Consider the following 26,563-nt stretch of genomic DNA (forward strand, 5'->3'; position numbering starts at 1 on the left):
GCGCGTTATACGTTGGCGCCATGCCAGTCGTCCTCCACCGTGCGTCGCGCACGGACCTGCTCGTGCAGGGGCTGGGGGACCTGCTGGCCGTGCCACCGGAGGACCCGTTCGCGACGGAGGTCGTCGTGGTGCCGGCCCGCGGCGTCGAGCGCTGGCTCGCGCAGCGGCTCAGCCACCGGCTGGGCGCAGCTCCCGGGCGCGACGACGGGGTGTGTGCCGGCGTGGACCTGCGCTCGCCGGGGTCCTTGTTCGCCGAGGTCACCGGTACCCGTGACGACGACCCGTGGGCGCCGGAGGCGCTGACCTGGCCGCTGCTGACGGCGGTCGACGAGTGCCTTGACGAGCCGTGGGCCGCGCTGCTCGCCCAGCACCTCGGCCACGGCATGCCGGGGGAGGAGGGCGACCTGCGGCGTGGCCGGCGGCTCGCCGTCGCCCGACGGCTGGCCCGGCTCTTCGCCGGCTACGCGACCCAGCGGCCGGCGCTCGTCGCCGACTGGGCAGAGGGCCGCGACACCGACGGGTGCGGGCGCCCCGTGCCCGCAGACCTCGCGTGGCAGCCGCCGCTGTGGCGGGCGCTGGCGGAGCGGGTCGACGCCGAACCACCGCAGGTGCGGCGGACCGCCGTCGTCGAACGGCTGCGCGCCGAACCCGGCGCCTTCGACCTGCCCGCGCGCCTGTCCCTGTTCGGCCACACGCGCCTGGCCTCGACCGAGGTGGAGCTGGTGGGTGCGCTCGGCGCGCACCGCGACGTGCACCTGTGGTTGCCACACCCCTCGGCCACGCTCTGGTCGGCGCTCGCGGACCTCGGCGGCCCCGTCGACCGCGCCACGGACCGCTCCCACGAACGCGTCGGGCACCGGCTCCTGGCCACGCTCGGCCGCGACACGCGCGAGCTCCAGCGCACGCTGTCGGTGATCGACCTGCATGACGACTCGGCCAATGACGACCCGGCCGACGATGTCGGCACGGAGCCCTCCACCCTCCTGGGCATGCTCCAGCACGACCTGCGGGCCGACGCCGTCGGCGACGCGGGCGCGCGCCCGCTGGATCCCGCCGACCGCTCGGTCCAGGTGCACGCCTGCCACGGCCCGGTGCGGCAGGTCGAGGTGCTCCGCGACGTGCTGGTCGGCCTGCTGGCAGACGACCCGACCCTCGAGCCGCGCGACGTCCTCGTCATGTGCCCCGACATCGAGACGTACGCGCCCCTGGTCACGGCGACCTTCGGGCTCGCCGACGTCGTCGGGCCGCACGGTCATCCCGCGCACCGTCTGCGCGTGCGCCTCGCCGACCGGGCGCTGGACCGCACCAACCCGCTGCTCGCCGTCGTGGCCCGGCTCCTGGACCTCGCGGGCGGGCGGGCGGGGGTCGGCGACGTGGTGGACCTGGCGCACGCCGGGCCGGTGCGCCGCCGGTTCGGGCTGCGCGACGACGACCTGGAACAGCTCGCGCGGTGGGCGCGCGAGACCGGCGTGCGGTGGGGGTTCGACGCCGAGCACCGCGCGGACTACGGCCTCGCCGACTACGGTTCCGGCACCTGGCAGGCGGGCGTGGACCGGCTTCTTGCGGGGGTAGCGATGTCGGACGACACCGGTACCTGGCTGGAGCGCACCCTGCCGCTCGACGACGTCGGCAGCGGGCAGGTCGAGCTGGTCGGCCGGCTGACCGAGCTCGTGGAACGGCTGCGTGACGTCACCGACGCGCTCGTCGGCGCGCATCCGCTCGAGCACTGGCTGACCGTGCTCGAGGACGGCGTCGCGGCGCTCACCTCCGTGTCGGCCACCGACGCGTGGCAGCTCGCGCAGGTGCGGCGGGAGCTCGCCCGGGTGCGGGCCGGCGCGGCAGACCCGGCCGTGTCCCTGCGGCTGCCGGACGTGCGGGCCCTGCTCGCCGACCGGGTGGCCGGCCGCCCGACCCGCGCCAACTTCCGCACCGGCACGCTGACGGTCGCCACGCTCGTGCCGATGCGGTCCGTGCCCCACCGTGTCGTCGCGCTGCTGGGCCTCGACGACGGCGTGTTCCCACGCGTCGGGGTCACCGACGGCGACGACCTGCTGGCGCGCGACCCACGGACGGGCGAGCGCGACCCACGCAGCGAGGACCGGCAGCTGTTCCTCGACGCGATCCTCGCCGCGACCGAGACCCTCGTGGTGACCTACAGCGGCGCCGACGAGTACTCGGGCCAGGAGCGGCCCCCCGCTGTCCCGCTCGGCGAGCTGCTCGACGCGCTCGACGAGACGGCACACACGCCGGACGGGCACCCGGTGTCCCGGGCCGTGACGGTCCGTCACCCGCTGCAGCCCTTCGACCGGCGCACCGTCGAGCCCGGCGCCCTCGTGCCCGGTTCTGCCTTCACGTTCGACCACGCAGCCCTGGCCGGAGCCCGCGCAGCGGCCGGCCCGCGCACGCCGGCAGCGCCGTTCCTCGCCGAGCCGCTCCCGGAGCGCCCAGCCGCGGAGAGCGACGGCGTCGTAGCACTCGACGACCTGCTCGCCTTCTACCGTTCGCCGGTGCGCGGGTTCCTCACCCAGCGCCTCGACGTCGGCCGCGCCTGGGACGAGGAGCCGCTCGACGACGGGCTGCCCGTCGAGCTCGACGGCCTGGGCCGCTGGGCCGCGGGCGAGCGGGTGCTGCGAGACGTGCTGGACGGCACCGCCCTCCCCGACGCCGTGCAGAAGGAGTGGCGGCGCGGGCAGCTCCCGCCCGGTCGCCTGGGCTGGCGCCTTCTGCGGGGGATCGCCGACGAGGTAGGCCCGCTCGCCGAGGCCGCAGCGGGACTGCGCGCCAGCCCGGCGCGCGGCGTGGACGTCGCCGTCGAACTGGGCGACGGGCGCAGCCTGCGCGGCACCGTGCCAGGGGTGCACGGGGACCGCCCGATCGCGGTGTCGTACAGCCGGCTCGGCGGCAGGCACCGCCTGCAGTCCTGGCTCCGGCTGCTCGCGCTCGCGGCGTCGGACGACGACCGCCCCTGGGTCGCCTACACGCTCGGCCGGCCCGCGAACCCCCGGTCGCCGAAGACCTGGCAGGGCTCGCGGCTGGGGCCGCTCGACCACACGGCCCTCGACCTGCTGCGCGACCTGGTCGCGCTGCGCGACCGCGGGCTGACCGAGCCCCTGCCGCTGCCGGTCAAGGCGTCGGCCGCCTACGCCGACGCCCGCCGGACCGGCGCAGACCCCGCCGACGCGCGGTACCGGGCCGGGCAGAGATGGTCCGACGGCCGGTTCGACGGCGAGGGTGCCGACCCCGAGCACGTGCGCGTCCACGGACCGGCCGCCCCGCTGCCCGGGACCGGCGGGGAACCACGGCCGGGCGAGGAGCACCCGGGGGAGACGACCCGCTTCGGCGCGCTCGCGATGCGCGTGTGGGGCCCGCTGCTGGAGAACGAGAGGTTCAGCGACTGATGGACGTCTTCGACGGTGTCTTCGATCCTGCCGGCCCGCTGCCGCGGGGAACGGCGCTGCTGGAGGCGAGCGCAGGTACAGGGAAGACCTACGCGATCGGCGCGCTCGTCACCCGGTACGTCGCAGAGGGCGTCGTACCGCTCGACCAGATGCTCGTGGTGACCTTCGGCCGCGCCGCGACCCAGGAGCTGCGCGACCGGGGGCGCGGCGCCCTGCTGCGGGCGGAGCGCACGTTCGCCGCCGCCCTGGCCGGCCGCGACACCGGTCCGGTGGACGCGGTCCTCGCGGCGCTGCTCGACGTCGACGACGCCGAGCGGGCCGCCCGGCACCGGCGCCTGGCCGACGCGCTGGCCGCGTTCGACCACGCCACCATCGCGACGATCCACCAGTTCTGCCAGCTCGTGCTGCGCTCGCTGGGCGTGGCGGGGGACACCGAGCCGGGTGCCGAGCTGGTCGAGTCCCTCGCGGAGCTCACCGTCGAGGTGGTCGACGACCTGTACCTGCGCCGGTACGGCAACGACACCGAACCGCCGCCGTTCGACCGGGCGAGCGCGCTCAAGGTCGCCGTCCGTGCCGTCGAGGACCCGCGCGCCGCGCTCGCCGACGCCGACCCGGCCGACGCCGTCGGCTCGGCCCGCGTCTCGTTCGCGCACGATGTGCGCACGGAGATGGAGCGACGCAAGCGGCGCCTCGGGATCCTGTCCTACGACGACCTGCTCGGGCGGCTCGCCGACGCCCTCGACCCGGCGTCGGGCGACGGTGGCACCGCCGTCGGCGCGCGGATGCGCGAGCGCTGGAAGGTCGTCCTGGTCGACGAGTTCCAGGACACCGACCCCGTCCAGTGGCAGGTGCTGGAGCGGGCCTTCGGCGCGGGTCCGGTGGCGGGGCAGATGACGGGGCAGCCGGAGGCGGCCGGTCAGCCGGAGGCGCGGGCCCAGGCCATGGTGCTGGTCGGCGACCCGAAGCAGGCGATCTACGCGTTCCGCGGCGGAGACGTCGTGGCCTACCTCGACGCCGCGCGGGGCGCCAGCACGCGCGCGACGCTCGGCACCAACTGGCGCTCGGATGCGCCGCTGGTCGACACGCTCGGCGTGCTGCTGGGCAACGCGGCGCTCGGCCACGACGAGATCGTGGTGCACCCGGTGACGGCCGAGAGCGCCGGGAGCCGGCTGGCCGGCGCGCCGCACCCCGCACCGGTCCGGCTGCGGCAGGTGCTCCGCGACGGGCTGCCCAAGGTCAAGGGCAGCCTGATCCAGGTCGGCGCGGCGCGCCAGCACGTCGCGGCCGACCTCGCCGCCGACGTCGCGGAGCTGCTCGCCTCGGGTGCCACGTGGGACGGGCGCCCCCTGGTCGCCGGCGACGTCGCCGTGCTCGTCTCGACCCGGGCGCACGGCCGGCTCGTGCAGGACACGCTCGCCGAGCGCGGCGTCGCGGCCGTGATGTCCGGCGGTGACGTGTTCGAGACACCCGCCGCCGACGAGTGGCTGACCCTCCTGGAGGCGCTGGAGTCGCCCCACCGCTCCGGCCTGGTGCGCGCAGCCGCCCTGACGTGCTTCCTCGGCCGTACCGCCGCCGACCTCGACGCCGGCGGCGAGGACCTGACCGCACGGGACGCCGACACCCTGCACGGCTGGGCACTCCTGGTGCGCCACCGGGGCGTCGCCGCGCTCCTCGAGGCCGCGGAGGAGCGCGGCCTGAGCGGTCGGCTGCTCGCCCAGGCGGACGGCGAGCGTCTGCTGACCGACGTCCGCCACCTGGGGCAGCTGCTCCACGAGCTGAGCGCCACCGAGTCGCTGGGGCTGACCGCCCTGGTGGCCTGGTTCCGCGACGAGCGACGGCGGACCGGGACCGCCGAGCGGCCGCGCCGCCTCGACTCCGACGCCGCTGCCGTGCAGATCGTCACCGTGCACGGCAGCAAGGGGCTGCAGTACCCCGTGGTGTACCTGCCGTTCGGCTACGACAACTACCCGCGTCCGGTCGAGATCGCGCTCTATCACGACGAGGGGGGCGCACGGACGATCGACGTCTCCGGCTCCGGCACGCACTGGGACGCGCACTGCGCCAGGCACCGCGCCGAGGAGGACGGCGAGGAGCTGCGCAAGCTCTACGTGGCCCTGACCCGCGCGCAGTCGCAGGTCGTGGCGTGGTGGGCGCCGACGTCGAGCACCCCGACCAGCGGCCTGCACCGCCTCCTGTTCGGCCGCACCCCCGGCACGCGGGAGGTACCGGACACGCAGCCGGTCAAGAATGACGACTACGCCACCCGGGTGCTGGGGCTGCTCGAGGAGCTGGGCGGCCCGGCGGCCGAGCTCGCCGTGCCCACGGCGGCGTCCGCCCCCGCCCCGGCCGGCCGGCACGCGCCGTTCGAGGCGCGCACGTTCGGCCGCGGCGTCGACACCGCGTGGCGTCGGACGTCGTACAGCGGCCTCATCCAGGCCGCCGACGGCGCGGGGGTGAACGGCGCAGGGGTGAACGGCGCAGACGTGAGCAGCGAGCCAGAGGCCGCAGGCAAGGACGACGAGCCCGGCGCACCCGAGGCCGAGGTCGTGGCCGAGGTCGAGGAGCTCGTGGCGCCCGACGCCGCGGCGTCGCCGATGGCCGACCTGCCCATGGGCGCCGCCTTCGGGTCGCTAGTGCACGCGGTGCTGGAGGACACCGACCCGCACGCCCCCGACCTCCGCGCGGAGCTGCTGGAGCACGTCACCGAACAGCTGCGCTGGTGGCCGGTGCAGGCGGACCCCGTTGCACTCGCCGAAGGGCTCGTGCCGCTGCACCGCACGCCCCTCGGGCCGCTGGCCGACTGCCTGACGCTCGGCGAGATCGGGCTGCCGGACCGGCTGCGGGAGCTGACGTTCGAGCTGCCGCTGGCCGGCGGGGACCTCAGCGGACCCGGCAGGTCCGAGGCGAGGCTGGGCGACCTCGGCCCGCTGCTGCGCGCGCACCTGCCGGCCGACGACCCGCTCGCCGCCTACGCCGACCGCCTCGGGCAGCCCGCCCTGGGCGACCAGCCCCTGCGGGGCTACCTCACCGGCTCCGTCGACGCCGTCCTGCGGCTGCCGAGCGGGCGGTTCCTCGTCGTCGACTACAAGACGAACTTCCTCGGCCGCGCCGTCTCCGACTACTCGCGGCCCCGCATGGCCGAGGCCATGCTGCACTCGCACTACCCGCTGCAGGCTCTCCTGTACGGCGTGGTGCTGCACCGCTACCTGCGCTGGCGGCTCCCCGGCTACGACCCCGACACCCACCTGGGCGGGGCGCTCTACCTGTTCGTGCGCGGCATGGCGGGGCCGGACAGCCCAGACGCCGACGGCAGCCCCACCGGCGTGTTCTCGTGGCGGACGCCCGCTGCACTCCTGGTCGCGCTGTCCGACCTGCTCGACGGCGCCGCGGGTCAGGACGCAGCATGACCCCGGCGATCGAGCGGTGGACCAGCGACGACCCGCACGACGCCCGCCTGGCCAGGGGCGCAACCGGGCTCCTGCGCACCTTCAACGAGGCCGGGGTGCTCACGGCCGCCGACGTCCACGTCGCGCGCCGCACGGCCGACGTCGTCGGCGAGGACGACGAGACCGTGCGCCTCGCCGTCGCGCTCGCCGTGCGCGCGGTGCGGCAGGGGTCGGTCTGCGTGGACCTGGGCTCGTTCGGCGACGGCGGGGGTGGCGGGGCCGTCGATGCTGTGGGGACCGGCGGGGCCGGGACCGACGACGTCCCGCTGCCCTGGCCGGCGGCCGGGGGCTGGCTCGACCGCGTCGCGGCCAGCCCGCTCGCCGAGCGGTCGGTCGTGCGGGCCGACCTCGGCCTGCTCTACCTCGACCGGTACTGGCGCGAGGAGCAGCAGGTGCACGACGACCTCGTCGCGCGGCTCGGCGCGCCGGCGCCCGCGGTCGACGAGCCGCTGCTCGAGCGCAGCGCCGCCCGGCTGTTCCCCGGCGACGCCTACGCCGAGCAGCGCGCCGCGGCACTGTCCACCGCGCGCCGCTCGACCACGGTGCTCACCGGTGGCCCCGGACGCGGCAAGACGACCACGGTGGCCGGCCTGCTGGCCCTGCTGGCCGAGCAGGCCGAGCACAGCGGCGGGCGACGGCTGCGCATCGCGCTCGCGGCGCCGACCGGGAAGGCGGCCGCGCGCCTGCAGGAAGCGGTGGCCGATGCGCTCGGCGCCCGCCCGGAGCCCGGGCGGCCGGAGTTCACCGCCGACGACCGGCGCCGGCTCTCCGGGCTCCAGGCGGGCACGCTGCACCGGCTGCTGGGCTGGCGGCCCGGGTCGAGCACCCGGTTCCGGCACGACCGCGTGGGCCGCCTGCCGCACGACGTCGTCGTCGTCGACGAGACGTCCATGGTCTCGCTCACCCTCATGGCCCGGCTGCTGGAGGCCGTACGCCCCGACGCGAGGCTCGTGCTCGTCGGCGACCCGGACCAGCTCGCCTCCGTCGAGGCAGGCGCGGTCCTCGCCGACCTCGTCACCGGGCTCGGTGAGCGCGACGGCGACGTCGTCGCGGCCCTGGTCACCGACCACCGCTCGGAGAGCGCCGCGATCACCCGGCTGGCCGCCGCGATCCAGGGCGGCGACCCCGAAGCGGTGCTCGCGGTCCTGGCGGCCGGCGACGGCGTCGTGGAGCTCGTGCACCCCGACGACGAGGCCGGACTCACCGGTCTCCAGGACGAGCTGACGCGGCACGCCCTCGACGTGCGCGGCTTGGCGCTGGCGGGCGACGCGGCGGGGGCGCTCGCCATGGCCGAACGGCACCGGCTGCTCTGCGCCCACCGTGCGGGCCCGTGGGGTGTCGCGCACTGGAACAGGCAGGTCGAGCGCTGGCTCGGCGAGGCCTCCGGCGCCTACCTCGGCGCCGCGGCCGGCGCGGAGTGGTACCCCGGGCGGCCGGTGCTGATCACGGCCAACGACTACGGCCTCGGACTGTTCAACGGCGATACCGGCGTGGTGGTCGCCGAGGGCGAGAGGCTGCGCGCCCACGTGGGTGGCGCGTCGTTCGCGGTCTCGCGGCTCGGTGACGTCGAGACGCTGCACGCCATGACCGTGCACAAGAGCCAGGGCAGCCAGGCCGAGACGGTGACGGTCCTGCTGCCGGACGAGGCCGCACCGCTGCTGACCCGCGAGCTGTTCTACACGGCGGTCACGCGGGCGCGGCGCCGGGTGCGGGTCGTCGGCACCCCGGACGCGGTGCGGGCGGCGGTCGAGCGGCGGGCGCGGCGGGCGACGGGCCTGGCGGCGCGGTTGCGGGGTTAGCCGGGGCTGAGCCGGGCTGTTCTCGGGCTGGGTCGCGCCGGTTGGGTCGAGGCGGGGCTGGTGGGTGGGCTCAGGGCGTGGAGTGTTCCTGCATCACCCGGTCCGCCAAGGGGGACCGGTCCGGTAGTCGGGTCTCGAGCGCCTGCTGTGCTGGTCAGGCTGCGGGCCTGCCTGCCTCGCCGGAGGCGGCGGCCTGCTGGTCAGGCGGCTTCGGTGTCCGGCGGTGGCTCCGCGGTCGGGTCGATGTCCTGGGGGTCGTTGGTGGTTGGGGGTGGGGTGTCGATGGCTTGGGGTAGGTGGATGCGGTGGCCGCGGGCGTCGGTGAACGCCCACCCGGTCTCGATCAGCATCCCGGGCGTGTCGGTCGTGGGCTTCCCGGTCCAGTGCATGGTGATGCCACGCGTGTCGACGAGCTGGTGATGGAACCAGCACAGCAACGCACTGTTCGCGACCGACGTCTCCCCACCATCGGCCCAGTGGGTCACCGCGTGGTGGACCTCGCACCGCGACGGCGGTTGGTCACACCCCGGATACACGCAATGCTCGTCACGGGCGATCACCGCGCGACGCATCTGCCCCGTCACCGTCCGTCGCGCACGTCCGACATCCAGTGCGGCACCGTCGGGTCCGAACACGATCCTCGTGACGGCGCTGTCGCACGCCAACCGGCGCACCAACGCCCGCGGCGCCCGCCCGCGGGTCTCGGTGAACACCGGACCGCCAGTCGACAACAACCCGGACATCGTCGCCGCGCCCGTCGCGCCCCCGCCCGTGCTGGTTGCATCCCAGATGGTTGCGCCTCCACCGGCCGTACCGGGGTTGCTCGCGCCTGCCACGCCACCGCCTGGAGTGCCGGCCTGGGCGCCGCGGCCCGGTGCTGTCTGTCCGCAGGTGAGGCACAACCCGTCACGGGTGCGGATGACCTGGGTGACCAGCTCCGTCCACGACACCGTGACATTCAGATGAGGCGCGATCGCCGCCCCCGGAGAGGCCTGGTTCGTGTCCAGCACCATGCGGGCCACGTCAGCCAGGCCTTGCGCCCGACGCTGCGCAGGCGTCCTCGAGTCCTCCGCGGCAGGACCGCCCATAACCGCGTTCACCGCCGCCGAGACCAGCAGACCATGCTCATCGGTCAAGAACCCCGCGACGTGATACCCACCAAACGTCTTCGACAGGTCCAAGAACTCCCCCGCCGCGGCCTTGTCGTCCTCCACGTCATCGGTGTCCGGATCGGTCACCGACGCGAACCGGCGCGCCACCACCCGAAACTGGTCCGCGTTCAACCAGCCCGCCTCCCGCAGCACCAGACCCTCACCCGTGACGAGGGTGCCCTGCGTGACCGCGCCCTCCAGCACCTGCGTGACCAGCTCACGGGTCCGGGCCCCGTCCGGGTCGTCGGCCGGGTCGGGAAAGTCGACCGGCACGGTCTGGATGAACCGCTCCGGCGTGGTCGTCTCTCCGGTGCGGGTGTCGATCAGCCACGCCAACGCGTCCGTGCGGGTCTGGCTGGTCGGGGCGACCTCGGTCATCACTTTTGCGTGGTCCACACCCAGAGTCCCCGCGACCAGGCGCTCCCGCGTCACCGGTAGCGCGGTCGCCAGGCGGCGCGCCATCGTCACATCCCTCCCCGCCGTGTATGCGGACACGCCCTCCTGCAGCCGCAACCAGGACCTGAACGTGCGCGCCATCCCACCCGACCGCCAGGAACCCTCGGCCTCGATCCGCGGCAACAACGTGTACCGCACACCATCCAAACGACCCGCCACCCGACGGACCCGGGCATGCGCCTCCACCAACCGGGCAACAGACGGCGCGTCCCACCCATCCAGCACCCCGGGACCGGCCAGGTTCGCCAGGTCACCCACCGCGTCCTCGATCCGAGCCAACACCTCCTCGATCGACCCCGCACGAGGCAGACCACCGGGCGTGCCGTTCGCCGACTGACCCATCCGTACCCACCCCCTGCCCCGTTCGCCGTTGTCCGCTGACCCATTATCTCGAACAACCGTACGATTGGCACGCGCTCATTGAAACCTGTGGATAACCCTTCGCGGCATTCTCAAGACGCCTGTGAGGTCTGAGATATTGCGGACCGGCGACGATCCGGCCGCCGTATGCCAGGCGGAGACCCGCGTTCCTGGCGGATCCGACCGCTGGACCGCACCTCGCCCGGTGGGCGCGGCGTGCACGTCAAAGGGTTGCCCGGACGACCCGTTGGTGCACGGTGGTGACGACGAGGAAGAGGATCAGCCCGACCATGGTGAGTCCGGCACCGACGAGCGGAAGAACGTCGTAACCGCCTCTTTGGCGGAGGATCTCGCCCCCGATGGCGGAGCCCAGGCTTACACCTGCCATGAACGACGCCGCCGCGAGGGCGGAGATGAACGGTGAGGTCACCCGGGCGATCTCGACGGCGAACGACTGCAACGGCGGAACCATCCCGTACCCGGCGGCGCCGAGCAGGGGAAGCAGCACGATGACGGCCACGAGGTTGGTGTCGAGGACGGAGAACGCCACGAGGACGCCGACGAGCGCGATCATCGCGGTCACCGTGGTGGCGCGGATGGAGCGGTCGGCGAAGCTGCCCGCGAAGTGGGTGCCGATGACAAGTCCGACGCCGAACACCAGGAGGAGCCAGACCACGTTGTCGGACGAGACGCCCGTGCGTTCTTGGAGGATTGGCTCGATGTAGGTGAACATGGTGAACAGGCCCGAATAAGCCAGAGCCATCGCGGCGTACGTCATCCAGAGCCGCCCGGTCCGCAGCGCCGTACCGACGCTCCCGGACTGCGCGGCGCCGGCCTCGGTCCGCCTGGGCAGCACCGCGACGAGGCCGATCAGCGAGACGATCGCGAGACCGGTGACGAACCAGAAGACGCTCCGCCATCCCCAGGCGTTGCCGGCGAGGTTGCCGATCACCACGCCGAGCACATTCGCGATCGTCAGGCCCGAAAAGACCAGTGCGATCGCGCGACCGCGTCGGGCCGCGGAGACGAGGTCGCTGGCGATGGTGACCGCGACCCCCATGAACGTGCCCAGGACGACGCCCGCGACGGCGCGGCTGATGACAGCGGCGAGGAGCGTGGGGGAGAGCGCGGTGATGACGTTCGCGACCAGGAAGACCGACACGAGTAGCACGGCGAGTCGCTTGTGCGGCACCCGGAGCGTCGCCGCTGCGACGAGCGGACCGCCGATGGTCGCGCCAACTGCGAACCCTGTCGTGATCAGCCCCGCATCGGCGACCGGAACGGCGAAGCCGTCAGAGACCGACAGCAGTTGGCCGTTCGGGGCGAACTCGGCGGTGCCGAGCGCGAACGAGGTCAATGCCAGGGCATAGATAGGGAGCGGCGTTCTCGATGTCATGCCGGCCATCGTCAGCCGGGGTGCGACCGGCTTCCAGATACCCCTTTTTCCTACTCATCACAGGGAATGGTTAGCCAAGAACGACGTACGTAGCCTTCTTGTATGACGAGTCCCGGCCCCCTCGGTGAGTTCCTTCGCGCCAAGCGTGCCGAGCTCTTGCCCGAGTACACCCCGCTCGCCGGCTACGGTGCCCGTCGACGGGTGCGCGGACTGCGGCGCGAGGAAGTTGCGCAGCTCGCCGGCGTGAGCATCGGCTACTACACCCGCCTCGAACAAGGTCACAGCCGGCACGCCTCGGACGAGGTGCTCCTCGCGGTGGCGCGGGCTCTTCAGCTCACCGTCACCGAGACTGAGCACCTGCTGGACCTGTCGAGAGCGAGGTCCTCGACGGGAGGCCGTGGGGTGCCACCCGCCGAGGTCGCCGCCCCGGCAGCTCTCGCGATGCTCGACTTCATCACCGATCGCCCTGCCCTGCTCCTCGGGCGTCGCAACGACGTGCTCGCCTGGAACCGGCTCGGGCACGCTCTCGTTGCGCCGCACCTGCCGTTGTCCGCGCCTAGCATCGCGAGCGAGCGACCGTCGATGGCGCGTCTGCTCTTCCTAGACCCCCGCTCCCGTGCGCTGTATCCCGACTGGACAAAGGAAGCCGGCGAGCTCGTCGCCTATCACCGGATGATCAGCGGCAAGCACCCGGACGACACCGCCCTCGCGGCACTCGTCGGAGAGCTCGTGATGAAGGACCCGGCGTTCGCGGCACTTTGGTCGGAGGGCCGCGTCGGTGAGTGCATCTCCGGGACCAAGCAGTTTCGGCATCCGGTTGCGGGAGAGTTCAGCGCCACCTTCGATCTCTGGGCGCAGGCCAGCTATCCCGAGCACCGGATCGAGATCTACGACCCCCAGGACCCGGACCGTGTGCTCTCGGCGCTCCGCAGCGTGCCTGACTCCGGGCTTCCCACGCACGGTCAAGGGATCGAACGCGTAGGTCGTAGCCTCAAGGACTGATGAGTCGGAAACCACGGGCATCGACAAGCCGATGGTTGAGGACCCGGCGACCGGGGCGAAGCCGTTCAATGCGTACCGGTACAACTCCAAGCGTTTCGAAAGCGCGTCGGGCACCTATGACGTGAGGTTCCGGAACTACGACCCGGGCCTCAACCGGTTCGCGTCGCGGGGTGTACCCGCTGTTCGCCGGGCCGTCCGGGTGCAACCTGGAGCCGTGGCACTGGCAGAGTCGGTCAAGGCGCCGAACAGCTACTGACGCGCTCGGGTCAGCTGAGGCGTCCTTCGATCGTTACGGCGGTGAGGGCTCTGCCGCCCCGGCTCCGGATCAGGCGGTCGTAGACGTCGTCGACCTGGTCCCGGTCGAGGCTGTACCCGGAGATCCCCGCCGCGAGCAGGGTGTCCGGGATGGCGTCCGCCGCGAGGAGGGCCTGCCACTCGGTCAGACCGATCTCGAGGTATTCGAGCCGGTCGAGTCCTCCGATCACCAACGGGTCGGCGATCTTGCCGGGCTGTGCCGTCAGCGTGCGCAGCCGGGGCAGGCCCAGCAGCGGGGTCAGGTCGGCCTGCTCGTTGTCCCAGTAGCCGATCTGCAGCACCTCGAGGTCGCTGGTGGCCGCCGCCTCGATCGTCATGTTCTCGGCGCTGTTGATCATCACGACGGCTGGCGGCTCGTGGCCCGGGTTCTTCCGGGGTGGCGAGATGGGGCCGTCGAGCACCAGGCCGGTGAACGACTCGGCCAGGAGCCACGCACCGATGTCGGACTCGTGGTCGAGCACCACGAGCTGTCCGACGTGTCCGGCCGGGCCGGGCGCCAGGTCGATCGCGACCCAGTCGCCGCTGCCGCCACCGTGGTCGCCGATGATCAGCCACCGCGGCGAGTCCACCAGGCCCTGTACTGCCGCGTCGGGCCGGGTGACCACGGCGCTGCGGGCCATGACGTCGAAGGGCATGCCCTTGCGCAGGTCCGCGTGCGAGGCCCACTCGATGCCGTCGAGCTCGAACAGCTCGATCCCACCGAGCGCTCGGACACCCCGCTCCCAGCGGTGCTCGTCATCCTCGTCGGGCGGGCCGCTGTCACTCATCGCAGTAGGAGTCGCACGCAGTACCGCACGCAGCTCTGGGGGCAACGGTTCGCCGAGGCGCTCCTCCAGTGCGGCGAGGTCACGCTCGCTCGCGCCCACGGTGTCCGGCATCCGTTCCCGCAGGACGCGTTCGAGCTGCGCCGGGTCGGTCGACGCCGCCGGCCGGAGCTCGGGGTAGTCCTGCGGTGTACGCCGGACCGGCTCGGGGCGGGCGTCGTCGGTCAGCACCACGTGCCCGGCGGTGTTGACTCCGAAGTTGCGGTGGATGGCAGCGCTCGACGACTCAGCAGCGAGCGTCACGAGGACGTGCTCGCCGGGCCCGATTCGGACGGAGAACGAGACGTCGGATCGGCCGGCCTCGGTCACGGCATCGTTCAGGGGTCGCGCTGCCTCCATGACCTTCAGGTAGTACTCCGACGGGTCGCCGACCGGGCCGGGAAGACCGCCCATCGCTCCCGGGCCAACGGTCGCGGACCACTCGGACAGCTCGGGGTGCGCCTCGCGCACGACGCGTAGGAGAGGCTCCCAGGGCCCGAACTCGGACAGGGTGTCAGGTTCGGCCGTCTCGGCCGGGCGTGCGGGCATCGGATCGTCTCCAGTGGTCGTAAGGGCAGCTCGTGCGGGCCGGAGCGAGCTACCGGGCCGGACCTGCGCGGACACGGTCAAAACGTACCGCCGCCGGGGACCTGATTTGCCCGACGAGATAGGGAGTGGCCGCCACGAACCCAGGCAGGGGCAGGCCGGAGTGGTAGTCGGCCCGCAGCGTGACCGGAGCCCTCCCCACGCGTCTCGAGCGTCGCCTCGACGACGACCGCGCGGACGACGACCGCGCGGTGCGGAGGGGCGTCCTCGCCGGGTCGTGCGATGTGCATGGTCGTCACGGCGGGGCCTTCCTCCCCGTTCGCCCAGCCGTAGTCCTGGGCATGCCGCACCTTGATGTCCAGTCCTGTCGGTGACGTGGTCACCGGCACGTCAGGGTCGGTGTCGACGATGTCGCCGTGGACAGGGTCGTACAGGAACGCAACGCCGCAGCCCCAGGCGCGGGTGTGCGAGATGGCCTCGGTCATGGCCGCGATTCTGCCCGACGCCGCAACGGGTGCGAGGCCGTTCGACCCAGCGCGTCGCGGTCCCTGAGCCGGACACCGTAGGTTGGCCGCGTGCCTCTCGTCTCTCCGCCTCGGATCCGTCGTCTGCTCGCCGCGCTCGGGGTCTCCCTGCTGGTCACGACGTGGTCCGTGCCCGCCCACGCGAGTACGGACGTCGTCGACGGACCGGCGGCCGCGTACGTCGGTGACTACGTCCAGCGTCACGGACTGCCCGGGGCCGCCTACGCGGTGGTCAAGGACGGAGAGGTGGTGACGGCCGGCGGCGCGGGCGGTGCCTCGGCCGACACCCCGATGCCGGTGGCCTCGGTGTCCAAGTCCATCACCGCGTTCGCCGTCCTCCAGCTCGTGGACAGTGGCCTGGTGGAGCTGGACGGGCCCGTCACGGACTACCTGCCGTCGTTCTCCGTGGGCGGAACCGATCCGGATGACATCACCGTGCGGATGCTGCTCGACCACACCTCCGGCCTGCCGAACCCGATGATCGTGCCCGCCACCGGTGACTTCGCCGCCGATGTCGGGCACATCGCGGAGCTGACCGTCGCATCGGCCCCGGGCCAGGCGTACGGCTACAGCAACCTGAACTACTGGACCCTTGCGTACCTGGTCGAGGTCGTGTCGGGGGAGTCGTTCGACGTCTATCTGCAGGACGAGGTCTTCGCCCCGCTCGGCATGCACGACACACGCTCGTTCGTCACCGCCGCCGGCTCGGAGGTCTTCGACGAGGGCCATGTGACGGCCTACGGGACGAGCCTGCGGATCCCTGAGCTGGCCGGCAGCGTCGTCGGCTCCGGGGGAGTGGTGAGCACCGCGCGCGACATGACCAGCTGGCTGGGGATGCAGCAGCGGGGCGGGACCACCGCGCAGGGGGAGCGGCTGCTCTCGTCCGCGCTCGTGAAGGAGTCCCACACCGTGCAGCCGAACGCCGGGACGTACGGGCTCGGCTGGCAGCACACGTCCACCGCCGAGCCGCCGCGGGTGGGGCACGACGGTTCCCTGACCCGGTGGAGCGCGCGCGTCGACCTCGTGCCGTCGAGCGGGTACGGCGTGGTGGTCCTGCTCGACAGCTACACGCCGACGTTCCAGCACCCGTTCGAGATCAGTACCGGCCTCATCGAGCTCGCCGAGGGACGGACACCCGATCCGGGCGCCCCGACCGCGACGATCATCGACCTGACCCTGGCGGGGCTCACCATCATCGTGATCGTGCTCGGGGCGCGCGGCGTCCTGCGGGCCAGGCAGTGGTCCGCCTCCCGGACGGGTCTCCCGGTGTGGCGGTTCGTGCTGCGCCAGCTCCCGCAGGCCGTCATGCCGGTCCTGGCAGCGATTCTCTTCCTCGGGCTGACGGCGGGTCCGGACAACCCGGCCACCCCCGTGGACGCCTTCGGGCTGTGGCCTGCCGCGACGACGCTCGTCCTCGTCGCCGGGGTGGTGGGCGTCCTGCTCATCACGGTGCGCACCGTGCGATGGCGGCGTACGGGGCCCTCGGTTCGCTCCGTGGCCCCGCACCGTCGCGGGTGAAATCCGGGGGTAGGGTGCTGGGCACCCTCGGCTCACCGGGGGACCACGTCACGCCCAGGAGTCACCGTTGACCGCACCCACCCCTCACTCCGACGTCGAGAACACACCCCCCGAGCGCTTCGTCAGGGGTGATCCGTACGCCCTGGACGCCGCGGCGGTGAAGGAGCCGCCCGTCGGCTGGCGTGCCTCCTCCAAGTTCTTCGGCCCAGGCCTGATCGTCTCCGCGTCCGTCGTCGGTGCGGGCGAGCTCATCACCGCGACCTCGCTCGGCGCGCAGGCGGGTTTCGTCCTGCTCTGGCTGGTGTTCGTCTCGACCATCGTCAAGGTGGCCGTCCAGATGGAGATGGCGCGCTACTCCATCGTCACCGGCGAGGGCGGCATGGAGGGCTACAACCGCGTCCCGCCACGGATCGGGCGGGTCAGCTGGGTCTTCCTGATGTGGGCGCTGATGGCGATCAGCAAGCTGATCCAGACCGGAGGTCTGATCGGCGGCATGGCCGCCGGCCTCTCGATCCTCCTGCCGCTGGGTCTCGGACCGCTCTCGCCGGCCGCCGTGGCGATCTGGGCCGTCGTCGTGACCCTGGTCGCGATCGCGAGCCTGATCGCGAACCGGTACGGGCTGATCGAGAACGTCGCCACCTTCCTGACCATGGCGTTCGTGGTCGTCACGGTCCTCGTGGTCATCGCGTTGCCGTTCAGCGACTTCGCCTACTCCGGCGCCGACCTCGGGTCCGGGCTCAGTCTCCAGCTCCCGATCGGTGCGATCGGGATCGCCCTGACGATGTTCGGCCTGACCGGCGTCGCATCGGAGGAGATCACCGCCTACACCTACTGGTGCCTCGAGAAGGGGTACGCGCGGTGGTCCGGGCCGAACGACGGCTCGGAGGCCTACCGGCGTCGTGCTCGCGGCTGGATCGCCGTCATGCAGAAGGACGCGCTGGTCTCCTGGGTGATCTACACCGTCTCGACCGCGGCGTTCTACGTCCTCGGGGCGGCGGTCCTGCACCCGCAGGGCCTCTTCCCCGAGGGCAACGAGATGATCCTGACGCTGTCCGAGACCTTCGCGGGCGTCTTCGGCGAGACCGGCCGGATCGTGTTCCTGATCGGCGCACTGGCGGCCCTCGGGTCGACGATCTGGGCGGCGATCCCGTCGTGGTCGCGGTCCTGGGCCAACGCGCTGTCGATCGTCGGGGTCTTCGACTGGTCCGACAGCCGTGCGCGCAACCGGTGGATGCGGGTCTTCATCGCCGCCCTGCCGACCGTGTGGCTGCTGACCTTCCTCTGGATCAACTCCCCGCTGGTGATGATCATGATCGGCGGCATCGCGGGCGGGATCTTCCTGGCGGCGGTCGCGGTCTCGGCGCTCTACCTGCGCAGCCGCATCGAGCCGGAGCTGCGCGGAGGGCGTTTCATCTACCTCGCGCTCATCGTCAGCGCCGTCGCCATCATGGCGCTCGGGATCTACTCGGTCGTCACCACGGTGGCCGGCTGACACCTCCGGCAGGCGGGCCGCCCGGAGTGACCCTCGCCACGTTTCGGGTCACCGTCGTGGCTTGACGCGGGTTCGCGAGCGATTAAGTTAGGTCAGGCAAACCTAAGTTGCGCTCCGTCGTCCCGTCCGGGCGGCGTTCCTTTTCGTCTCCACGAGGAGCCTTCCGCATGCCCTCACGCCTGCCCGCAGTGCCGCAGCCTGTGACCAGCGAGCCGTCGCCCGGCGCGCGCCACGACACGACGGCGCTGTTGCGCGGAGCCACCGCCAGCACCTATGCGGACACGGTTCGTGCCGTCGCCGACGACGTCGCCGCGCGGCTCGTCTCCGTGACCCAGCCCTTCTCCGGCGCGAGCCGGACGGAGCTGCAGGGCCTGGTGGACGCCGTGGACCTCGACGGCCCGCCGTCGGGCACGCGGGAGGCGCTGCGCGAGGCGGCGGACCTGTACGCGCAGCACGCGATCTGGTTCCACGAACCCACCTACACGGCGCACCTGAACTGCCCGGTCGCGCTGCCGGCCGTCGGGGCGGAGACCATGCTGGCCGCCATCAACACGTCGGTGGACACGTACGACCAGTCCACCGTCGCCACGCTGATGGAGCGCCGCCTCGTGGAGTGGACGGCGGGCCGCATCGGGTTCGCGGTCACGGGGGACGCCGGGACCGACGTCGGCGCGGACACCCGGTCCGGCGCCGACGGCGTGTTCACGTCGGGCGGCACCCAGTCCAACTTCCAGGCGCTGTTCCTGGCGCGCGAGAAGGCCCGGCGCGCCGGCGTCGCCCTGGAGTCGATGCGCATCCTCGCCACGGCGGCCGGCCACTTCAGCATCGCCAAGTCGGCGCTGCTGCTCGGCCTGCCCGACGACGCGGTGGTCGCCGTCGGCGCCGACGCGGACGGCCGCATGTGTCCCGACGCGCTGGGGAACGCGCTGGTGGACACCGAGCGCACCGGCGACACGGTGATCGCCGTCGTCGCGACCGCAGGCACCACCGACCGCGGCTGCATCGACCCGCTCGGCCCGATCGCCGACCTGTGCGACGCCGTCGGCACCTGGCTGCACGTCGACGCCGCCTACGGCTGCGGGCTGCTGGTGAGCACCACGCGCAGGCACCTGCTGGACGGTATCGAGCGGGCCCGCAGCGTGACGGTGGACTTCCACAAGTCGTTCTTCCAGCCCGTGTCGTCCAGCGCGCTGATCGTGCGCGAGCGGCGCGACCTCGCACCGGTGGCCTGGCACGCCGACTACCTGAACCCGCGCGAAGAAGCCGGCGAGCCGACCCCCGACATCAACCAGGTCGACAAGTCCCTGCAGACCACGCGCCGGTTCGACGCGCTCAAGCTGTGGGTCACGCTGCGCGCGCTCGGCGCCGACGGCGTCGGCGCCATGGTGGACGCGGTGTGCGACCTGGCCGCCGCCGTGCACCACGACCTCGCCTCCGACCCCGACCTCCGGGTGGTGGGCACCACCGACCTGTCCACCGTCCTGTTCCGCTACCAGCCCGCAGGGCTCGACGCCGAGCGGGCGGACGCCCTGGTGCCGCAGGTGCGGCGCGTGCTGTTCGACTCCGGCCGCGCCCTGGTGGCCAAGACCGTCATCGACGGCCGGCCCTGCCTCAAGCTGACGCTGCTCAACCCCGACGCCACGCTCGCCGACGTCCGCGGCGTGCTCGAGCTGGTCCGCTCCGCCGCGCACGGACTGCTCGCGGGGGAGGCCCTCGCCGACACCGACGGGCCGCCGTGCCGCGACGTGCACCCCCGGCTCGCCCGTACGGAAGGAGACGCCCGATGAAGACCTACGACCTGCTCGGCATCGGGATCGGCCCGTTCGGCCTCGGCCTCGCGGCGCTCGCCGAACCCCTCGACGACGTCGACGCGGTGTTCCTCGACCAGCGGCCCGGGTTCTCCTGGCACGCCGGGATGCTGATCGAGGGCACCACCCTCCAGGTCCCGTTCCTGGCGGACCTCGTGACCATGGCCGACCCGACGTCGCGCTACTCGTTCCTGGCCTGGCTCAAGGCGACCGGGCGGCTCTACCAGTTCTACATCCGCGAGTCCTTCTACCCGCTGCGCGCCGAGTACGACCAGTACTGCCGCTGGGTGGCCGACCAGCTCCCGGAGCTCCGCTGGGGGCGGCGGGTCACGAGCGTCGTGCGGGTCGCCGATCCCGGGGCACCCGGCGGCCACCTGTTCGAGGTGACGGCCGAGACGCCCGGCGGCGTCGAGAAATACTGTGCCAAGCACCTCGTGCTCGGCACCGGTACCCAGCCGCGGCTACCGGAGCGGCTCCAGGGCCTCGACGGCGCCGGCCCCGTGGTGCACACCAGCGACTACCTGCCGCGCCGAGCGGAGCTCGCGGCGTCCGGCTCGGTGACCGTGGTCGGCAGCGGGCAGTCCGCCGCGGAGGTCTACCGCGACCTGCTGGACGGCTGCGGCGCCGGGGCGGGGGAGCACCGGCTGGACTGGGTGACCCGCTCGCCGCGGTTCTTCCCGATGGAGTACACGAAGCTGACGCTCGAGATGACGTCGCCCGAGTACACGGACCACTACGTGTCCCTGCCCATCGAGCAGCGCGACGTCCTGGGGCGCGAGCAGCGCAACCTCTACAAGGGCATCAGCGGCGACCTCGTCGACGACATCTACGACACCCTCTACCGCAAGTCAGCCCTGGGCACCGAGGTGCCGACCACGCTCCTGTCCGACACCGAGGTGGTCGCCGCCCGGTTCGACGCCGACGGCGCGGGCGGGGCGGGCGAGTACGTCCTGACCCTGCGGCACGCCCAGCTCGGCACGACGGCCGAGCACCGCACCCGCGCGATCGTCGCCGCGACGGGCTACGCCGCCTCCGTGCCAGAGTTCCTGGCGCCCGGCCTGGTCAACCTCGACCACCGCGGCCGGTACGCCGTCACCCGCGGCTACACCGTCGACGACGACCGTCGGATCCACGTGGTGGGCGGCGAGGAGCACACCCACGGCGTCACCGCACCGGACCTCGGGTTCGGCCCCTGGCGCAGCTCGGTGATCCTCGCCGACGTCACCGGGCGCGAGCCGTACCCGACCGAGCGCCGGATCGCGTTCCAGGAGTTCGGCCTGCCCGCCGCGCGGCCCGCCGAGGCCGAGACGACGGAGGCCGAGACGACGGAGGCCGAGACGACGGAGGCCGAGACGATGGAGGTCGCCCGGTGACCGCTCCCACCACGGTGCACACGTTCACCACCACCACCCGCCTCGGCGAGATCACGTTCGAACCGGTGGTCCCGGTGCGCGACGCCGAGCTGGTCCAGGGCTGGCTGGCCCACCCCGCCGCGTCCTACTGGCAGATGACAGGGCTGCGCGTCGACGAGGTACGCGAGTACCTGGCCGGCATCCAGGCCGGCCCGCACGAGGCTGCCTGGCTCGGCCGCCTCGACGGCGAGCCGGTGTTCCTGACCGAGACCTACGACCCGGCCAGGGTCCTGCTCACCGACGTCCACGACGCACTGCCCGGTGACCTCGGGATGCACCTGCTCGTGGCGCCGCCCGCCACACCACGGCACGGCCTGACCGACGCCGTCATGACCGCCGTCATGCGGTTCTGCCTGTCCGGCGGCGGGCCCGCCGGGGCCGACGCTGGCCTGGGGGCCACCCGGGTCGTCGTCGAGCCCGACGTCGGCAACCGGAAGATCGCGGCCAAGAACGCCGCCGCCGGGTTCCGCGTGCTGCGCGAGATCGACCTCGGCCGTGGCGCGCACGCCAAGCGCGCCGCCCTGAGCGTCGCCACCCGCGCCGACTTCGCGGCCTCCGCACTCGGCGACGGCTCACTGGCCGGCACCGAGCTACCGGGCTCTGCGATGCTCGCCACGCACCTGACCGCTGAGCACATGGAGCACGCCCACCGGCACCTCGTGGCCAAGGCGCTCGCCGAGCTCGCGCACGAGCGACTGTTCCAGCCCGAGCCGGACGCCGCGCCCGACGCACCGCCGGACGGCCACCGCCTCGCCGTGGACGGCGTCACCTACCGGTTCACCGCACGCCGGTACGCGCTGGAGCACTGGGTGGTCGACCCGGCGTCCGTCCGGCGCACGGCCAGCGCAGGGATGCGCGGCGACGTCGAGCTCCCCGTGGACGCGCTCGAGCTCATCGCGGAGCTGCAGTCCCTGCTCCAGGTCCCGGACACCCTGCTCGCCACCTACCTGGAAGAGCTGTCCGCCACCCTGGCGGGCGCGGCAGCGAAGCGCGAGCGCGAGCTCGACGGGCACACCCCGTCGGTGCGCGGGCTCCTCCAGGCGCTGCGGACGGCGTCAGGCAGCCGTGCGGTGGCCGAGACGTTCCAGCAGGTCGAGGCCGCCATGTCCGAGGGGCACCCCGGCTTCGTCGCGAACAACGGCCGCATCGGCTTCTCCCTGAGCGACTACCGCGCCTACGCGCCCGAGCGCGGCGCGCGCATGCGCCTGCTGTGGCTCGCCGCCCGCCGCGAGCACACCCACCTCGCGCTCGCCGCCGACCAGACCGAGACCGGCCACTACGGCGGCCCCGGCACGCCCGGCGAGCTGTCCGACGCCGAGCGTGCGGCCTTCGCCGACCGCCTCGCCGCCCGCGGCCACGACAGCGCCGACTACCTCTACCTGCCCGTGCACCCCTGGCAGTGGGAGCACCGCGTCGCCATCACCTTCGCCGCGGACGTCGCCCGCGGCGACCTCGTGCCGCTGGGCCCCGGGTCGGACGAGTACCAGCCCCAGCAGTCGATCCGTACCCTGTTCAACCGCACCCGTCCCGAGCGGCACTACGTCAAGGTGGCGCTCGCGATCCAGAACATGGGGTTCCTGCGCGGCCTGTCGCCCGCCTACATGCGGGCCACCCCAGCGATCAACGACTGGGTGGCCGACCTGGTCGCCGGCGACGAGACCCTGCGCGGCGCCGGGTTCGGCGTGCTGCGCGAGGTGGCCTCCGTCGGCTACACGGGCGACGTCTACCACCGGGCTCCGTTGAACAAGGCACAGCCGAACCCGCACCGCAAGATGCTCGCCGCCCTGTGGCGGGAGTCGCCCGTGCCGCGCCTGGCCGCGGGGGAGCGGCTGGTCACCATGGCGAGCCTGCTGCACCGCGACGCCGCGGGGGCCTCGTTCGCCACCGCCCTGGTCCGGGAGTCCGGCGTCCCTGCGGAGCAGTGGCTGCGCGCCTACCTCGACGCCTACCTGTACCCGCTCGTGCACTGCCTCCTGCGCTACGAGCTGGCGTTCATGCCGCACGGCGAGAACCTCATGCTCGTGCTCCGCGACGGCGTGGTCCGGCGCGCGATCATGAAGGACATCGGCGAGGAGGTCGTCCTGCTCGGCGACCGGCCGCTGCCCGACCGGGTCGAGCGGATCCGGGAGGCCGTCGACGACGACGAGAAGGCGCTCGCGATCTTTACCGACGTGTTCGACGGCGTGCTGCGGCACCTGTCCGGGATCCTCGCCGAGGACGGCGTGCTGGGCGAGGACCGGTTCTGGGCGCTCGTCGCAGAGACCATCGACCGGCACGCCGCAGAGCACCCCGACCTGTCCTCCGGCGTCGACCTGCGGGCCGCACGCTTCGCGCACTCGTGCCTCAACCGCCTGCAGCTGCGCAACACCCTGCAGATGGTGGACCTGACCAACCAGTCGGAGTCCCTGATCTACGCGGGCACCCTCGCCAACCCGGCGGCCGGACGGGCAGACCGGCGCACAGAGAGATGATGGAGAACGTGGCAGCAGAGACTCACGACTTCGACCTGTTCCGTGACGACCTCGGCATCCCGCACGTGCGGGCCGCCTCCGAGACCGCGCTGGCCTACGGCCAGGGCTGGGTCACCGCACAGGACCGGGGGCTCCAGATCGAGGCGGACCGGATGCGGGCGGAGGAGCGGTTCGCCGACCTCGCCGGCGAGGCGGGCGCGGCCTGGGACCGGTTCGCCGCCCGCGAGCGGCTCGCCGTGACCGCCCGGGAGATCCACGACGTGCTGGCGCCGCCGGAGCGGACCTGGCTCGCCGCGTACGCCGACGGCGTCTCCGACGGGCTGCGCGCCGGCGGGCGGGACGTGCCAGAGCTGGCGGGCGTGCCGCACCGGCCGTGGGAGCCGTGGACGCCCATCGGGGTGTTCCTCGCGGCGCACGTGCTGTTCAACGGGTTCCCCGGCGTCCTGTGGCGGGCGCACGTGGCCCGGCACCTGCGCGTGCCGGGCGTCCCGCTGGACCGTGTCCTCGCCCTGTTCGCGGCCGACGCCGGGGCGAGCTCCGGCTCGAACGCGTGGGCCGTGCACGGGTCGTTCACCGAGTCCGGGAGCCCGCTCGTCGCAGGGGACCCGCACCGCACCCTCGAGCTCCCCGGGCCGTACCAGCAGATCCGGCTGGTCTGCACCGACCCGGCAGACCCCTACGACGTGCTGGGGTTCGCCTTCCCCGGCGTGCCCGGCATCCCGCACTTCGGGCACGCGGTGTCCCCGGACCGGGGCACCGGCAGGGCGTCGTCCGTCGCGTGGGGCATCACCAACGCGCTGGCGCACCACGTCGAGGTCGTCTCCGACGGCGCGGAGAGCGCCGGGCCGGACGGCTGGCGGCTGCACTGGCCGGCGCGCGAGTTGGCCGACGTCGGGGTCGCCTCCTGGCGCAGCCTGCTGCACGCCCGCACCGCGCGGGACGTCACCGGCGCGTTCCGCGGCTGGGTCGACCCGGTCAACCGGGTGCTCGCGGCGGACAGCGGCGGAGACGTGCTGAGCATGACCGCAGGCAAGGTCCCTGCGGCCGCCGACCGCGCGCTGCCCGCCCTCAAGCCGGCGGACGGCTACGTGGACCTGCCGGCGCCGGCGCAGGTGACCCAGGTCGCCGTCGACGCCAACGAGCGGCCGAGGACCCAGGCGCCCGCCGAGCTGGACGGCCGGCCCGGCTTCGGGCCCCGCGACGTGCGCCCCGGCCGTGAGGAGCACGACCTGGGCTGGTCCTACCCGCCGTACCGCGCGGAACGGATCCGGCAGCTGCTCGCCGCCGCGACCGTCCCGGAGTCGCCGGAGACCCAGGCCCGGATCCACGGCGACACCCGCGACCTGGGCGCGGCCGGCCTGGTCGGACACCTCACGGACGACACCTCCCCGGCCGCCGGCCGCCTGCGCGCCTGGGTCGCCGCGGGCGCCCACGTCGATGCCGGCTCCACCGACGCCGCCCTGTACATGCGGTGGCGTCACGCCATGGCGCACCGCCTCGCCCGCCACCCGGTGTTCGCCGCCCTGCACGAGCCGCACGGGCAGGATCAGGTGCTCGACGCGGCGCTCGACGTCCCGACGGCGGTCGGGGCGGGGCTCGCCCGCATCCTTGCGGCCGGCTGGCTGGGCATCGACGGCCGCGCCGAGGCGAGCGGTGCGCTGGACGAGGTCACCCGGGCCGCCGTCGGGCAGCCGCCCGGCCGGAACGAGCCCACCTGGGGGGATCTGCACGTCCCCGCCCCGCTGCACCCGGTGCCGGCCGCGCGGCTCGACCCGGCTCTCGGGGTGGTGCCCGCCCTCGTGTCGGGGAACAACGAGTCGGTCCGCTGCACCGGCGGATCACCCGGCGTCGCCCCTACCGCCTACCGCGGCTCCGTCGCCCGCTACGTCTGGGACCTCGCGGACCGCACCAACAGCCGCTGGGGCGTGCCTTTCGGCGCAGACGGCCGCCCGGGCAGCCCGCACTTCGGTGACCAGCACGCCGCCTGGGCCGACGCCGCCACCACCCGCGTCGTGACCGACTGGGACCGCCTGCACCCCGCCGACACGACGCTCCGGCTGCTGAACGGGGCGCGCGGCCAGGAGGTGTGGCGTCGCGACTTCGGCCCCGACGGGCTCATCACCGTGCACATGCTCGACCCGGACACCGACGCCGACGTGCTGCACGGCTGGTTCACCCGGCCCCGCGCCGCGTTCTGGGGCATGGGCCGGTCCACGCGCGACGAGGTGCGGGACACGTACGCGTTCGTCGAGTCCCTGCCCACCCACCACGCCTACCTCGTGCGGTGGGACGGCGAGCCCGTCGTGCTCGTCCAGGCATACCTCCCCGAGCACGACCCGGTCGCCGCCGCCTACGACGTGCAGCCCGGCGACCTCGGGATGCACTTCTTCCTCGGCAGCCGCGGGCCGACGGCGCGGCACGGCTCGCCCGACGACCCGTGGACCGTGCTCGGGCCCGCCATGCGCGAGTTCCTCTTCGCCGGGCCAGGCACCCGACGCGTGGTCGGGGAGCCCGACGCGAACAACCAGAAGGCCCTCGACCGCATGATCGCCATGGGCTTCGCCCCCGGCGAGCGGGTGTCGTTCACGTCGCCGCAGGGACCCAAGGACGCCCGGATGGCCTATCTGACGCGCGAGCGCGCGCTCGCGGGAGCGGTGGTCGGATAG

General features: G+C 73.4%; 14 protein-coding genes. 10 read left to right on the forward strand and 4 right to left on the reverse strand.

Annotated elements, in window-relative coordinates:
- Window positions 1–20: 20 nt before the first annotated feature.
- Genes recC through recD form a run of 3 tightly spaced genes read left to right on the forward strand, consistent with a single transcriptional unit; the run spans window position 21 to window position 8,643 of the window.
- Window positions 21–3,398 (forward strand): exodeoxyribonuclease V subunit gamma, encoded by a 3,378-nt coding sequence (recC, locus tag ACFS27_RS16930; protein ID WP_377185143.1) that lies wholly within the window; start codon window positions 21–23, stop codon window positions 3,396–3,398.
- Window positions 3,398–6,805, forward strand: a complete 3,408-nt coding sequence (locus ACFS27_RS16935; RefSeq protein WP_377185145.1) for a UvrD-helicase domain-containing protein — start codon at window positions 3,398–3,400, stop codon at window positions 6,803–6,805. Before recC ends, ACFS27_RS16935 begins: the two co-directional genes overlap by 1 nt.
- Window positions 6,802–8,643 (forward strand): exodeoxyribonuclease V subunit alpha, encoded by a 1,842-nt coding sequence (gene recD, locus ACFS27_RS16940; protein ID WP_377185147.1) that lies wholly within the window; start codon window positions 6,802–6,804, stop codon window positions 8,641–8,643. The genes ACFS27_RS16935 and recD overlap by 4 nt, the downstream gene beginning before the upstream one ends.
- 200 nt (window positions 8,644–8,843) lie before the next feature.
- On the opposite strand, the gene ACFS27_RS16945 is transcribed toward recD, so the two are convergent.
- Together ACFS27_RS16945 and ACFS27_RS16950 are read right to left on the reverse strand one after the other, a co-directional pair.
- Window positions 8,844–10,592 (reverse strand): HNH endonuclease signature motif containing protein, encoded by a 1,749-nt coding sequence (locus ACFS27_RS16945; protein ID WP_377185149.1) that lies wholly within the window; start codon window positions 10,590–10,592, stop codon window positions 8,844–8,846.
- A gap of 241 nt (window positions 10,593–10,833) precedes the next feature.
- On the reverse strand, window positions 10,834–12,006 hold the full coding sequence (locus tag ACFS27_RS16950) for an MFS transporter (protein WP_377185151.1): 1,173 nt from the start codon (window positions 12,004–12,006) through the stop codon (window positions 10,834–10,836).
- Window positions 12,007–12,108: 102 nt separating this feature from the next.
- On the opposite strand from ACFS27_RS16950, the gene ACFS27_RS16955 reads away from it, so the two are divergent.
- The gene (locus ACFS27_RS16955) at window positions 12,109–13,008 is read left to right on the forward strand and encodes a helix-turn-helix domain-containing protein (protein ID WP_377185153.1); all 900 of its coding nucleotides are present in this window, start codon (window positions 12,109–12,111) and stop codon (window positions 13,006–13,008) included.
- 266 nt (window positions 13,009–13,274) lie between these two features.
- On the opposite strand, the gene ACFS27_RS16960 is transcribed toward ACFS27_RS16955, so the two are convergent.
- The gene (locus ACFS27_RS16960) at window positions 13,275–14,675 is read right to left on the reverse strand and encodes an SMI1/KNR4 family protein (protein ID WP_377185155.1); all 1,401 of its coding nucleotides are present in this window, start codon (window positions 14,673–14,675) and stop codon (window positions 13,275–13,277) included.
- 77 nt (window positions 14,676–14,752) lie between these two features.
- A complete protein-coding gene (locus ACFS27_RS16965; protein ID WP_377185157.1) occupies window positions 14,753–15,157 on the reverse strand; it encodes a hypothetical protein in 405 nt (134 codons plus the stop codon).
- A 90-nt stretch (window positions 15,158–15,247) separates the two neighbouring features.
- Here ACFS27_RS16965 and ACFS27_RS16970 point away from each other — a divergent pair, with 90 nt between their 5' ends.
- The 6 genes from ACFS27_RS16970 to ACFS27_RS16995 all read left to right on the forward strand — a co-directional run bounded on the left by ACFS27_RS16970 (window position 15,248) and on the right by ACFS27_RS16995 (window position 26,563).
- On the forward strand, window positions 15,248–16,714 hold the full coding sequence (locus tag ACFS27_RS16970; RefSeq protein WP_377185159.1) for a serine hydrolase domain-containing protein: 1,467 nt from the start codon (window positions 15,248–15,250) through the stop codon (window positions 16,712–16,714).
- 67 nt (window positions 16,715–16,781) lie between these two features.
- On the forward strand, window positions 16,782–18,206 hold the full coding sequence (locus ACFS27_RS16975; protein WP_377185161.1) for an Nramp family divalent metal transporter: 1,425 nt from the start codon (window positions 16,782–16,784) through the stop codon (window positions 18,204–18,206).
- Window positions 18,207–18,373: 167 nt separating this feature from the next.
- Entirely contained in the window at window positions 18,374–19,993 is a 1,620-nt protein-coding gene (locus ACFS27_RS16980) for a pyridoxal phosphate-dependent decarboxylase family protein (protein WP_377185163.1), read from the forward strand.
- A complete protein-coding gene (locus ACFS27_RS16985) occupies window positions 19,990–21,387 on the forward strand; it encodes a lysine N(6)-hydroxylase/L-ornithine N(5)-oxygenase family protein (RefSeq protein ID WP_377185165.1) in 1,398 nt (465 codons plus the stop codon). Before ACFS27_RS16980 ends, ACFS27_RS16985 begins: the two co-directional genes overlap by 4 nt.
- Window positions 21,384–23,897, forward strand: a complete 2,514-nt coding sequence (locus ACFS27_RS16990; RefSeq protein ID WP_377185167.1) for a GNAT family N-acetyltransferase — start codon at window positions 21,384–21,386, stop codon at window positions 23,895–23,897. Before ACFS27_RS16985 ends, ACFS27_RS16990 begins: the two co-directional genes overlap by 4 nt.
- An 8-nt stretch (window positions 23,898–23,905) precedes the next feature.
- Window positions 23,906–26,563, forward strand: coding sequence for a GNAT family N-acetyltransferase (locus tag ACFS27_RS16995; RefSeq protein WP_377185169.1), 2,658 nt, complete (start codon window positions 23,906–23,908; stop codon window positions 26,561–26,563).

Origin of the sequence: Promicromonospora vindobonensis, from assembly GCF_042685865.1 — a bacterium.
GTDB classification, from domain to species: Bacteria; Actinomycetota; Actinomycetes; order Actinomycetales; family Cellulomonadaceae; genus Promicromonospora; species Promicromonospora vindobonensis.